11 protein-coding genes are annotated in these 11,840 nt (G+C 62.7%); 4 read left to right on the plus strand and 7 right to left on the minus strand.

The features are described 5' to 3' along the window. Positions 1-2 precede the first annotated feature (2 nt). The 4 genes from WAO69_RS18025 to WAO69_RS18040 form a co-directional block, all read right to left on the minus strand. A complete protein-coding gene (locus tag WAO69_RS18025) occupies positions 3-1,007 on the minus strand; it encodes a chlorophyllide a reductase iron protein subunit X (protein WP_422181724.1) in 1,005 nt (334 codons plus the stop codon). Next, the gene (bchC, locus tag WAO69_RS18030; protein WP_422181726.1) at positions 1,004-1,945 is read right to left on the minus strand and encodes a chlorophyll synthesis pathway protein BchC; all 942 of its coding nucleotides are present in this window, start codon (positions 1,943-1,945) and stop codon (positions 1,004-1,006) included. Before bchC ends, WAO69_RS18025 begins: the two co-directional genes overlap by 4 nt. A 134-nt stretch (positions 1,946-2,079) precedes the next feature. Then, positions 2,080-3,198, minus strand: coding sequence for a methyltransferase (locus WAO69_RS18035; protein ID WP_422181728.1), 1,119 nt, complete (start codon positions 3,196-3,198; stop codon positions 2,080-2,082). Between the two features lies 1 nt (position 3,199). Beyond that, entirely contained in the window at positions 3,200-4,069 is an 870-nt protein-coding gene (locus tag WAO69_RS18040) for a polyprenyl synthetase family protein (protein ID WP_422181730.1), read from the minus strand. A gap of 112 nt (positions 4,070-4,181) precedes the next feature. Here WAO69_RS18040 and crtD point away from each other — a divergent pair, with 112 nt between their 5' ends. Both crtD and crtC read left to right on the plus strand, forming a co-directional pair. Further along, a complete protein-coding gene (gene crtD / locus WAO69_RS18045; RefSeq protein ID WP_422181732.1) occupies positions 4,182-5,741 on the plus strand; it encodes a 1-hydroxycarotenoid 3,4-desaturase CrtD in 1,560 nt (519 codons plus the stop codon). Beyond that, positions 5,738-6,616: a carotenoid 1,2-hydratase gene (crtC, locus tag WAO69_RS18050; RefSeq protein ID WP_422181840.1), complete on the plus strand. Its 879-nt coding sequence runs from the start codon at positions 5,738-5,740 to the stop codon at positions 6,614-6,616. The genes crtD and crtC overlap by 4 nt, the downstream gene beginning before the upstream one ends. 283 nt (positions 6,617-6,899) lie before the next feature. Here the strand turns inward: crtC and tspO are convergent, their stop codons facing one another. The 3 genes from tspO to WAO69_RS18065 are packed head-to-tail and all read right to left on the minus strand — an operon-like array spanning position 6,900 to position 9,981. Further along, on the minus strand, positions 6,900-7,367 hold the full coding sequence (gene tspO, locus WAO69_RS18055; protein ID WP_422181734.1) for a tryptophan-rich sensory protein TspO: 468 nt from the start codon (positions 7,365-7,367) through the stop codon (positions 6,900-6,902). A gap of 5 nt (positions 7,368-7,372) precedes the next feature. Next, on the minus strand, positions 7,373-8,413 hold the full coding sequence (crtB, locus tag WAO69_RS18060; RefSeq protein WP_422181736.1) for a 15-cis-phytoene synthase: 1,041 nt from the start codon (positions 8,411-8,413) through the stop codon (positions 7,373-7,375). Then, positions 8,410-9,981, minus strand: coding sequence for a phytoene desaturase (locus WAO69_RS18065; RefSeq protein WP_422181738.1), 1,572 nt, complete (start codon positions 9,979-9,981; stop codon positions 8,410-8,412). The genes crtB and WAO69_RS18065 overlap by 4 nt, the downstream gene beginning before the upstream one ends. A gap of 116 nt (positions 9,982-10,097) precedes the next feature. Here WAO69_RS18065 and crtA point away from each other — a divergent pair, with 116 nt between their 5' ends. Next, a complete protein-coding gene (gene crtA / locus WAO69_RS18070; protein WP_422181740.1) occupies positions 10,098-10,808 on the plus strand; it encodes a spheroidene monooxygenase in 711 nt (236 codons plus the stop codon). Next, positions 10,805-11,809, plus strand: a complete 1,005-nt coding sequence (bchI, locus tag WAO69_RS18075) for a magnesium chelatase ATPase subunit I (protein WP_422181742.1) — start codon at positions 10,805-10,807, stop codon at positions 11,807-11,809. Before crtA ends, bchI begins: the two co-directional genes overlap by 4 nt. The last annotated feature ends 31 nt before the right edge of the window (positions 11,810-11,840 follow it).

The following is an 11,840-nucleotide window of genomic DNA, read 5'->3' on the forward strand; positions in this document are numbered from 1 at the left end:
GATCATGCCTCGTCGTAAACGACTTCTAGGGATTTCATCGGCTTGGCATTCTTGCCGCGCATGTCGGTGTCGGTGGCCGGAACCAGCTCCACGCCGGCGCCGGTTTCAGATCCGTCAAACAGCTCAAGCAACTCGTCCTGAGACAGGGCGGTCGGGCGCATCGGCGGCGCTTCGGCCACGTTGTCGCCAAGGGCGGCAAACAGCGCGCCCCATTCGCTTTCAGCGGTGCCGACGATCTGGTAGTTCGCGGACTTCTTGCGCAGATCATCGTTCTGCGGGATCGACGCGAGGATCGGAATTTCGACCGCTTCGGCAAAGGCCTGCGCCTCGCCCGAGCCATCATCCTTGTTGATGACCAGACCGGCTACGCCGACGTTGCCACCCAGCTTTCGGAAATACTCCACGGCCGAACAGACGTTGTTGGCAACATAGAGAGACTGCAGGTCGTTCGAGGCAACCAGAATGACCTTCTGCGCCATGTCACGGGCAATCGGCAGGCCGAAACCGCCGCAGACCACATCGCCCAGGAAGTCGAGCAGGACATAGTCGAAATCCCAGTCATGAAAGCCCAGCTTTTCCAGCAGCTCAAAGCCGTGGATGATTCCGCGACCGCCACAACCGCGACCCACTTCGGGTCCGCCAAGCTCCATGGCGAACACGCCGCCGCGCTTGAAGCAGACATCACCGATCTTGACCTCTTCACCGGCCAGCTTCTTCCTGGTCGAGGTTTCGATGATGGTCGGGCAGGCCTTGCCACCAAACAAAAGGCTGGTGGTGTCGGATTTGGGATCGCAGCCGATCAGCAGCACGCGCTTGCCCTGCTCGGCCATCATGTGGCTGAGGTTGGCCAGCGTGAACGACTTGCCGATCCCGCCTTTCCCATAGATCGCGATGATCTGGGTTTTCTTCGTCGGTTCCCCGCGGGGAACCTCCAATGTGGGCTCCTCTGCGGCTTCGTCGCGCAAGCGCTGATCAAAGTCCTTCAGGTTCGGTACTTCGTCTTTCATGCCGAGGGCTCCCAATTGAGTATCATCTTCAGGCAGGCCGGATCTTCGAAGGCCGTGCGATAGGCATCAGGAGCGTCTGGCGAGGACGCCTGATGTGTAATCAGTCCATTCAGGCTGAGCGCGCCGCTTTCAACGAGAGCGCGCGTTGCGGTGAGGTCGTCACGCTGCCATTCGGCGGCAACGCGGAAGCGTGCCTCTTTCATGAAGGCGGGCGGGAAAGAGAAACTCAGCGCTTCGGTGTAAAAGCCGGCCAGAACGATCTCGCCGCCCTTCACGATACGTCCCACCAGATCATTCAGCAGCGCGCCATTTCCAGACGCGTCATAGATCGCGCGGTAATCGCGACGCGGATCATCCTCGGGCGAAAGAACTTCATAGCCCTCGGCACCGCCCTGGCGATCCTTGTTGATCTCCCAGACAGTTGGCGCAGGCGCTCCGGCAGCAATCGTCAGACGTGCCAGCAGGCGACCCAGAACACCGTGACCGACGATCAGGTCGGGCACGGCCTTGTCCATACCCGCCATGGCGTGGCGCGCGGTGGCGGCCAGCGCAAGAAGCGCGCCTTCGGCCCCAAGAGCCTTGTCGATTCGAGTCACGCGGGCGGCGTCACTGACGACCCGCCCAGCTGCGCCGCCAAACAGGCCAAACGCACCGTCATAGCAATTCGCGCCGGGCACAAAGACCCGGTCGCCCGGCTTGAAGCCGGTCAGCGCGCCGGCTTCGACCACTTCGCCCGCAGCCTCATAGCCCGGAACAAGCGGATAGCCCATGCCGGGGAAGGGTGGCATCTGCCCGGACCAGAACAGTTTTTCAGTCCCGGTCGATATCCCGGAGTGTGAAATGTCGATGATCAGGTCGTTTTCGCCCGGATCGTTCAGCTTGATGCGCTCTAATCCAAGATCCTTTGGCCCCCGCAAGAGCACCGCGTCGGTATGCATGTCGGCCTCCTGTACATCGTGCCGGTCTCGGAACGGTGCGGGTCAAAGACTCGGACCATCCATTTTGTCGCACTGTCAGTTTAACCTGACAGTTCAAAGTGTCAATTACTTTAGACACTTTATCTGTGGAAATGTCAGCCCGGCTTCACGGCCGTCAAAACGCGCGTGACATAGGCGCGTTTCGGGGTCGGACTCTGGATGTTCTCAAAGCCCGCAGCACGGCAAAGTGCACCGATATCCTCGGCAGAGCGCGCGCGCCCGGTCTGCATCGCCATCGTGTAGAAGGCGAAATAGACATCACCGGAAAGTTCAGGGGCCGCGCCGCCGCCCATTGGCTCGGAAATCAGCAGACGCCCACCGGCAGGCAGCGCGTCATAGACCTTTGCCAGAAGCGCCTGAACCGTGGAATCAGCGTGATCATAAAGAACCCGGATCAACGAGATCGCATCCGCCCCCTCGGGCAGCGAATCCTCTCGGAACGATCCATCATCGATTCGCACCCGGTCCGCCATGCCTGCAGCGGCAAAGCGCTCGCTGGCATCCGGGACGACCTGGGGCAGATCGAACAGCGTCATTTCAAGCTTGGGATAGGCTGTGCCCACCGCCTCGAGAAACGCGCCGGTCCCGCCGCCGATATCAAGCAGATGCCTGACGCCTTTCAGGCTGACGCTTTGCAACGTGTCCTGCGCAACAAGCAGCTGGCTTTGCGCCATCAGATCAGAATAGGTCCGCGCCACATCCGGCGCGACATCGCCCCACGCGCCAAACACATACGGCCAGAACTCGGACAGTTCAGTCGCTTCGGGACCGCGCAGCAAGGCCACCGGATCTTCAAGATCACGATAGAACGCACGGTGGTGGCGGATCATCGCCTCAAGCCCGGGCACCCCCATCAGAGCCGCACCCTGACGGGCCAGCGCATACCGCCCCCCGCGCTTGCGCCTGAGCAGGCCCAAGGCCGCACCGGCCTGCAAAAGCACCTGCATCCGGTCCGCGGGAATATCAACGGCATGGCCCATCTGCTGGGCCGTGAGGGGGCCTGCACGCAGTCGGCGAAACACATCCAGCTCGACCAGAGCCATCAGAACCTGGCTTTTGACAAAGCCCTGAACCACGTCGAACAGCGCGGCGCCATCCCGGCGTGCGCGTCCGCGGGTCAGGGGAAAATCACTGGCCCAGCGCTGAAAACCAGGGCGCGCGACAAGACGGTTCATCCATCCGCCGCGCCAGCCTTCTGTCGCCTCGCCAGCCATATCAGATGGCTTGCCGCGCAGGCATCACGGGGGTCAGACGTTCGGCATAGGCGCGCACCATCTGGGCCAGCTGTGCCTCGCCCGGGCAGGAGGGGATCGACGCGATCGCGCCGCCCAGAATATCCTTCAGACGCGAGACCGCGCCCTGCACACCCAGTTCGGTCACCGCATTGGGCCGCCCGTGCAGATCGTCCTGACCTGCGGGCTTGCCAAGTGTTTCCTCATCATAAAGCGCGTCGCGCAGATCATCGGCGACTTGGAAGGCCTCGCCGATCCGGGCACCCAGTTCGAACCAGGGTTCGGCCTCCTGTCCGGCGGCAATCGCGCCCATCTGGGTCGCCGCGATGAACAACGCCCCCGTCTTGGCCTGATGATAGGCCGAGAGATCAATCTTGGCCTCGCTCTCCCAGCCCTGCCCGGCGCAGATACCAAAGGGCATCCCCGACCGCTTGGCCAGCGTCAGAAGCATTTGCGCCGTGCGCTGGGGATCGTCCTCGGACACCCGCGCCAGCACCTCGAACGCCATGATGATCAGGCTGTCACCGGTCAGCACGGCCAATGGTTCGGAAAACGCGCGGTGCACCGAGGGCTTGCCCCGGCGGGTTGCCGCATCGTCAAAGCAGGGCAGATCGTCATGCACGAGGCTTGCGCAGTGAATAAGCTCAAGCGCGGTCGCCGCCGCATCCGTCAGCCGCGGGCGATCATCGCCGCAGGCCAGGGCAACGGACATGCAGATCGTGGGGCGGATCCGCGCACCACCCGGTGCCGTGGCATAGGCGAGCGCCTCGGCCAGTCTTGGCGGGGCAACCTTGCCCTGACCTGAGAGAATGGCCTGCGTTATCGCAGCTTCGATCCGTGTCGTCAGAGGCATGCTGTGGTCCCTTTTGGCGCAAATGTCACGTGTTCACGACATCTAAGTGTAAATCATACTGGACACTTGCCCTGTCTGAGTCAACTATAAGACGCAATCCGAGGACCCAGACGTGACCTTTTCTCCAACCCGGTTCGACAAACCCACCGTATCGCGCACGCGCGTTGTCGTGATCGGTGCAGGTGTGGGCGGCCTGGCAAGCGCCATTCGCCTGGCCGCAGCGGGCCTGAGCGTCACGGTGCTTGAGCGGCACACTCACGCGGGCGGCAAGATCAGAACCCTGCCCAGCGCCGCCGGACCGGTGGATGCGGGGCCAACGGTTCTGACGATGCGCCAGATGTTTGACGATCTGTTTGCCTGCGCGGGCGCGCGGCTGGACGATCATGTCTCGCTGATCCGGCAGGACCTGCTGGCCCGGCACGGCTGGAGCGATGGATCACAGTTGGATCTCTTTGCGAGCCCCGATCAGAGCGCCACCGCCGTCAGGGACTTCGCCGGATCGAAATCCGAAGCCGAGTTCCGGGCCTTCTGCGACAGAAGCCGCGCCCTGTTCGAGGCCTTCGACGCCCCAATGATGCGCGCGGCCGAGCCGAAACTGGGGGCGCTGACACGGCATGTTCTGTCAAACCCCTCGGTGATCGGGGCGATGGCACCCCTTTCGACACTGGCCAGCATGCTCCGGCGTCAGTTCAGCGACCCGAGACTGGCGCAACTGTTCGGGCGCTATGCGACCTATGTGGGCGGATCGCCCTATCAGGCCCCGGCGGTTCTGGGGCTGATCTGGCATGCCGAAGCCACCGGAGTCTGGGTTGTCAAAGGCGGGATGCACAAGCTGGCCGGAGCCATGTCAGAACTGGCCGCAGCACTGGGCGTCGATATCCGCCTGGGCAGTCATGTGGAGCGCATCGACATCGCAGAAGGTCGCGCCCGGGCCGTGATCCTGGAAGGCGGCGCGCGCCTGCCCGCCGATGCCATCGTGTTCAACGGCGACCCGCGCGCACTGGCTGCCGGTGCCCTTGGCCGGGACTGCTCAACCATTGCGCCGCAAACCCTCACGACTCCGCGCTCCTATTCGGCCCGGGTCTACAGCTTTGCCGCAACGCCCCGGGGGCGTGAGCTTGCGCATCACAATGTGCTTTTTGCCGATGACGCGGCCTCGGAGTTCGACGACCTGAAAGCGGGGCGCATCCCGCAAAACCCCAGCCTCTATATCTGTGCCGAAGATCGCGGACAGGGCCATGCCCCGCCACCGCTCGAGCGATTCGAGATCATCACGAATGCGCCGGCACGCCCCCAGAACCACACAGACAAGGACCTGCAATCATGGCACGAGACGATCATACAGCGGATGCAGTCTTTCGATCTGACATTCACACCGTCACCGGATCTGGAAACGATCACGACTCCGGCGATGTTCGACCGGCTGTTTCCGCAGACCCAGGGCGCTCTTTACGGGCAAAGCCCGCACGGCATGATGGCAGCGTTTCACAGACCCACGGCGCGCAGCACCATTCCGGGTCTCTACCTGGTGGGCGGCGGCGCACATCCCGGAGCGGGAGTTCCGATGGCGACGCTTTCGGCCCGGCACGCGGCCGGGGCGATCTTGAGCGACCTGATTTCAACGTCGACGTTGGGCCGAATGGTTATGCCTGGTGGTATGTCGACGGAATAAGCGACGACGGCACACGAGCGGTGTCGGTCATCGGCTTCATCGGGTCGGTATTTTCACCTTGGTACCGGTGGTCGGGGCGAAAGGTCCCGCAGAACCATGTCTGCATCAACGTCGCCACCTATGGGCCCGGCGGTCGCTTTACCATGACCGATCGCGGCACGCCCGCCCTGCGCCAGAGCAGCTCTGCACTTGAAGTCGGCCCATCGAAGATGCGCTGGGAAAACGACATGCTGATCATCGACATCGACGAGATCTCCTCACCGCCCCTGATCAGTCGCATCCGGGGTCAGATTCGGGTGATGCCCTCGGCGGTGACGGGCGTGGAACTGGCGCTGGATGCGCAACGCGCCCATATCTGGCGCCCCTTCGCCCCCGTGGCCAGGATCGAGGTCGAGATCGACAGACCCGGCTGGACCTGGTCGGGGCACGGGTATTTCGACGCCAACTTCGGCGCCCGCGCGCTGGAGGAGGATTTCAGCTATTGGACATGGGGACGCTTTCCGACGCCGGAAGGTGCGACCTGTTTTTACGACGCCGAACGACTGGATGGTTCGGAACTGGCGGCGGGCTTTGCATTCGACCGGGAGGGCAATGCCTCGGTGATCAAGTTGCCGCCAAAGGCGCGGATGAAACGCACCCTGTGGGCACTGTCGCGCGAGACCCGCGCGGACGCCGGCTATCAGCCGCATCAGGTCAAAGCCATGCTGGATGCGCCGTTCTATTCCCGCTCGGCGGTCAAGACGCAACTGGACGGCGTTGAAACCGTGGGCGTGCATGAAGCGCTGGATCTGAGGCGTTTCCGAAGCCCGTTGCTCAAACCCATGCTGGCCGTGCGCGTACCGCGCCGCCGGAACTGGAGATTCAGGGACGGTTGATGCGGCGCTCTGTGACAACTGCTGCGAGCCGTATTTTCAGCAAGAAGAAGAGGCGGGTTGCCGCCTTGGCTTAACCTTGGCTTAACCCTGATGGGTGCAGGCTTGGGTCACGGTACAGGCTGCCGAGCCGATGACCGTGCAAGGAGAAGCCCCGCGCCCGGAACGTGAAGCTTCCGGTTTGCGGGGTGGACCTTGCCTGCTTCTTCTTGCGAAAAAACGGCCGCCGGAGGCACCTTTGAAAAAGGAATGGCACCGCAGGTGCCGCGATCGTCCTGACGCGCGATCAATGGGCGCGCGCCTCGTCGGGGTTGAGACGCCAGACCGCAGCATTGAGCGCCGAAGCAATCGTTACCCAGACAAGATAGGGGACGAACAACAGGCCCGCGATCAGATCGACCTGCCACAGCGCGATCAGCGTCAACAACACGCTGAGCCAGAGAACACCGATCACCGCCATCGCCAGCCGGATTTTCTTCAGTCCGAAAAACACCGGCGTCCAGAGGCCATTGAACGCGATCTGCATCGCCCAGAAAGCCATGGCGACGCCATTGTCCGGCATCACGGCCACACGGGCACCGGCAAGCGCCATGCACACATAGAGCACCATCCACGTGACCGGAAACACCCAGTCAGGCGGAGTCCAGCTGGGTTTTTTCAGGTCACGATACCATGGTCCGGGGCTGAACAAGCCACCGGTCGCCCCCGCACCGACGCAGGCCGCAAAGAAAATACAGAAGATCAGCCAGAACATATCTTCTAGCTTAACCCGGCGTTGCGTCCGATCAAGTTATTCCGCTCGGCACGCCGCCTTTGTTCCAGAAGATTGAGCACTTCGACCAGCGCATCCGAGCGCGCCGGGGAGCGTACCTGGTTCGAGGCGGCCGCATCCACAAGGAACGCGACTTCGGGCAAAGGGGCCGCATAGATCACCGCCGACCTGGGCATGACCATGCTTATGGCGGTGCGCAGCAGGGATTGACCCAGCCAGCCGATTTTCTGGGCTTTCGTCGTGCGTGCACGGGCGCTGAAGCTGTCATAGTTCATCGCGGCGAGATTGCCTCCGATCCCGGCATAGATGAACCGGGCCGCATAAATCCCCGGGCGCGAGGCGAGCGGCAAGGCACCGATCCCGCTTTCCGAGCGATAGTAGAGGCGGTTGGCCTCCATCACCAGGCGTTTGGCCATGGCGCGAATCTCTTTGGTGGGCTTGGGATTGGCGAGGAATTCCTCGGCGGTCAGCCCGGCCTCTTCCAACCAGTCCAGCGGCAGGTAGAGCCGCCCTTCCAGGGCGTCTTCACCGATGTCGCGCGCAATGTTGGTGAGTTGCATCGCCACGCCCAGATCGCAGGCGCGCGACAGCGCCTGCGGGTCGCGCACGCGCATCAGCACCGCCATCATCACGCCGACGGCCGAGGCAACCCGCGCGCTATAGGCATTGAGCTCGGACAAGGTCTGGTACCGTCGCCAGTCCGCATCCCAGGCCAGCCCTTCAAGCAGGGCATCGGGCAGCGCGCGCGGCATCTCAAATTCTTCGACCACCGCCGTGAAGGCGCGGTCCGCGGCCGCGTCGCGTGGACGGCCCGCATAGACCAGGTCAAGCCGCTCGCGCAGGCTGAGAACCGCATCCGCCTTTGCGTCCTGCAGATCGACCGCATCATCCGCCAACCGACAGAAGGCATAAAGCGCCATCGCCGGATCTCGCACCGATGCCGGAAGCAGTTTTGACGCTGCATAAAAGGACAGCGATCCATGACGGATCGCCTCGCGACAGGCGTCCATATCCTTGGGATCAATCATGCGCTCACCTTTGCTTTGGCTGGATCGGGGACCAGTTGCGCCAGCACCTCGGCGCTGGAGACGACACCGGGCAAGCCTGCACCGGGATGCGTGCCGGCACCCACCAGATAGAGTCCCTTGAGTTCTTCGCTCACGTTATGCGGGCGGAACCATGCGCTTTGCAGAATGCGCGGTTCGATCGAAAACCCGGCCCCATGCGGGCTGAGATAGCGATCGCGGAAGGTTTCCGGCGTGAACACCAGCGAGCTTGAGAGGTGATCGCCCAGACCGGGGAGCATCTGTTCTTCCAGCACCTTCTGGACGTTGGCGCGGTAGCTTTCTGCGCATTCAGTCCAATCCACGGGATCGTCATGGCCGATATGGGGCACCGGGCTGAGCGCATAGAACGTGTCATCCCCCTCGGGGGCGACAGACGGGTCGGTCACGCTGGGGCGGTGCACATAGAGGCTCATGTCATCCGACAGCTTGCCGTGGATGAAAATGTCATTGATCAGGCCCTTGTAGCGCGGGCCGTTCAGGATGGTGTGGTGACCCACGTCGGACCACATGTCGCGCGTGCCCCTGGTGCCGAAATACCAGACGAACAGCCCCATGGACCAGCGCTTGCGCTTGAGAGTGTCGAGGGTCCAGCGCCATTTGGTGCGCTTGCGCAGCAGGCGGTCATAGGTGTGGCCCGCATCGGCATTCGACACGACGATATCCGCGGCGATCTCTTCGCCCGACAGCAATCGCACGCCGGTGGCGCGGTTGTTCTTCGTGATGATCTCGTCGACTTCGGTCTCAAGACGCACGGTGCCACCCTGATCCTCGATCACATTGGCCATTGCCTGCGCCATCGCGGCAACGCCGCCCATGGCGTAATGCACCCCGAATTCCTTTTCGAGATGACTGACCAAAGCGTACATCGACGTCACGCGGAACGGATCGCCCCCGATGAACAGCGGGTGGAAACTCAGCGCCATGCGCAGCCGCTCGTCTTTGACGCGTCGCGCCGCATGGGCATAGACCGAGCGGTCCGCGCGCAGCCGGGCGAAGGTGGGCAGAACCTTGATCAGCTCCCACAGTTCATGCATGGAGCGGCGGCCCAGATCCTCGAAGCCGAACCAATAGCGTGTCTCGGCGTCTTTCAGGAACTTGTCATAGCCCGCGACATCTCCGGGGCTGAGCCGGCCAACTTCTGCGCGCATCCGGTCGGTGTCGCCGGTGGCAGTAAAGGTCGAGCCATCCGGCCAGCGAATCTCGTAAAAGGGATCCATCGGGCGCAGATCGACATCCGCGTCGAAATTGCGCCCACAGGCGGCCCAGAGCTCTTTGAAGACCTGCGGCACGGTGACGATCGTCGGACCAAGATCAAAACGATGGCCGTCCTGCGTGATCGAAGAGCCACGCCCGCCGGGCGCATCCAGCTTGTCGATCACGGTCACGCGATAGCCTTTGGCACCCAAACGCATCGCGCCCGCCAGCCCGCCAAGACCGGCACCGATCACCAGCGCATGCGGTGTGTCATCCCGTCTCTTCAGAGAAGACACCACCGGGGTGCCTGGTCTGATCGTGTCAACGCGTGTCATGCATCGTCCAAACAATATGTCTACTATGATTTACAATGGGGCTATTCCCGCTTTCCTTGCAAGAGAAAATGTGTAAACTTTGATTGACACACTGTGGAAGCCGTCAAGTTCTAGCCATGCAAGCCGTTTCACTCAGCTTTTTTCGTTTTCGCACCCCCATTGCGCGTCTTTGGGCGCTGGGAATGATGGGGGCTGCCCGATTCGCCCTGCCCAAGGTCGAGGGTCTGGAGTTCTGGAAGCTGTGCGGGTCAGGCACCGGCGAAGGCTTTACACCTGTCCCGAACACGGCTGTTTATGCGATTCTGGCCACATGGCGTGATGAGGAGACTGCAAAACGGCAAGTGGCAGGCTCGGGCATCTGGAACGCGTATCGCGCCAAATCAGACGAGGACTGGACCGTGTTCCTGGCACCCAGTTCGGTGCGCGGACACTGGTCTGGCACCACACCTTTCGAGGCCACGACCGAGCAGAAACCGGGCCCACTTGCGGCACTTACGCGCGCCACAGTCAAACCGTCGGTTGCGGCGAAGTTCTGGAAACAGGTGCCAAGCATATCGGACGTCATCGGAGCCGACCCCAATGTGATCTTCAAGATCGGCATCGGAGAGGTGCCGCTGCTGCATCAGGTCACGTTCTCGATCTGGCCGGATGCGAAATCCATGGCTCTGTTTGCGCGCGCCAAGGGCGGGCCGCATCAATGCGCCATTGACGCGGTGCGCGAGGGTCATTGGTTTCGCGAAGAGCTGTATGCCCGGTTCACCGTGACCGGCGACATGGGAAGTTGGGGCGGAGCCAGCCCCCTGAAGAAACTGGAAGCAAAGACATGACACATCCTTTCCCCTTCTCGGCCATCGTGGGCCAGAACGCCATGAAACAGGCGATGATCCTGACGGCCATCGACCCGGGCATCGGCGGCGTTCTGGTCTTCGGCGACCGCGGAACCGGCAAGTCAACGGCGGTGCGCGCGCTGGCCGCTCTGTTGCCGCCGATACAGCAGGTCGACGGCTGTCCGGTGAATTCGGCCCGCGTCGAAGACTGCCCGGACTGGGCCGAGGTTCTCAGGACCGACATCGTCGAAAAGCCCACGCCCGTGGTCGACCTGCCGCTGGGAGCCACCGAAGATCGGGTGGTTGGCGCGCTGGATATCGAACGCGCCCTGACACGGGGCGAAAAGGCGTTCGAGCCGGGTCTGCTGGCGCGGGCCAATCGCGGTTATCTTTACATTGATGAGGTCAATCTGCTGGAGGATCACATCGTCGACCTTCTGCTGGACGTGGCGCAATCAGGGGAAAACGTTGTCGAACGCGAAGGGCTGTCGATCCGCCATCCGGCGAAATTCGTCCTGGTCGGCTCGGGCAACCCCGAGGAAGGCGAGCTGCGCCCGCAGCTTCTGGATCGCTTTGGCCTCTCTGTCGAAGTGGCCTCGCCCACGGATATCAATGATCGGGTCGAAGTCATCCGGCGCCGGGATTCATTCGATGCCGATCGCATGACATTCATGATGAAATGGCAGGGCGAAGAAGAGCGAATCCGCGAACGTATCCTTGCCGCACGCGCTCTGGTCAAAGATGTCAAAGCCTCGGACAAGATCCTGCGCGACTGCGCCGAGCTGTGCATTGCGCTGGGGTCGGACGGGCTGCGCGGTGAACTGACGCTGCTGCGGACCGCGCGCGCGCTTGCGGCCTATCGTGGGCATGGCCGTGTCACCCGCAGACATCTGCGCGATGTAGCCCCCCTTGCCCTGTCGCACCGGCTGCGCCGCGATCCTCTGGATGAGGCCGGATCCGGTGCCCGCGTCTCGCGCGTTGTTGCCAGCGTGCTGGGGTGAGCGAGGCCTCTGACATCTGGTCGCGGGCGAA

It is taken from the genome of Aestuariivita sp., assembly GCF_049276915.1.
Classification (GTDB): Bacteria; Pseudomonadota; Alphaproteobacteria; order Rhodobacterales; family Rhodobacteraceae; genus Aestuariivita.

Bases quoted from the DNA above. Each gene is read 5' to 3' on its own strand.
- WAO69_RS18035 (WP_422181728.1), bottom strand. From the start codon at position 3,198: ATGGCTGGCGAGGCGACAGAAGGCTGGCGCGGCGGATGGATGAACCGT.
- crtA (WP_422181740.1), top strand. From the start codon at position 10,098: ATGCAAGCCGTTTCACTCAGCTTTTTTCGTTTTCGCACCCCCATTGCG.
- bchI (WP_422181742.1), top strand. From the start codon at position 10,805: ATGACACATCCTTTCCCCTTCTCGGCCATCGTGGGCCAGAACGCCATG.
- bchC (WP_422181726.1), bottom strand. From the start codon at position 1,945: ATGCATACCGACGCGGTGCTCTTGCGGGGGCCAAAGGATCTTGGATTA.
- WAO69_RS18040 (WP_422181730.1), bottom strand. From the start codon at position 4,069: ATGCCTCTGACGACACGGATCGAAGCTGCGATAACGCAGGCCATTCTC.
- crtB (WP_422181736.1), bottom strand. From the start codon at position 8,413: ATGATTGATCCCAAGGATATGGACGCCTGTCGCGAGGCGATCCGTCAT.
- tspO (WP_422181734.1), bottom strand. From the start codon at position 7,367: ATGTTCTGGCTGATCTTCTGTATTTTCTTTGCGGCCTGCGTCGGTGCG.
- WAO69_RS18065 (WP_422181738.1), bottom strand. From the start codon at position 9,981: ATGACACGCGTTGACACGATCAGACCAGGCACCCCGGTGGTGTCTTCT.
- WAO69_RS18025 (WP_422181724.1), bottom strand. From the start codon at position 1,007: ATGAAAGACGAAGTACCGAACCTGAAGGACTTTGATCAGCGCTTGCGC.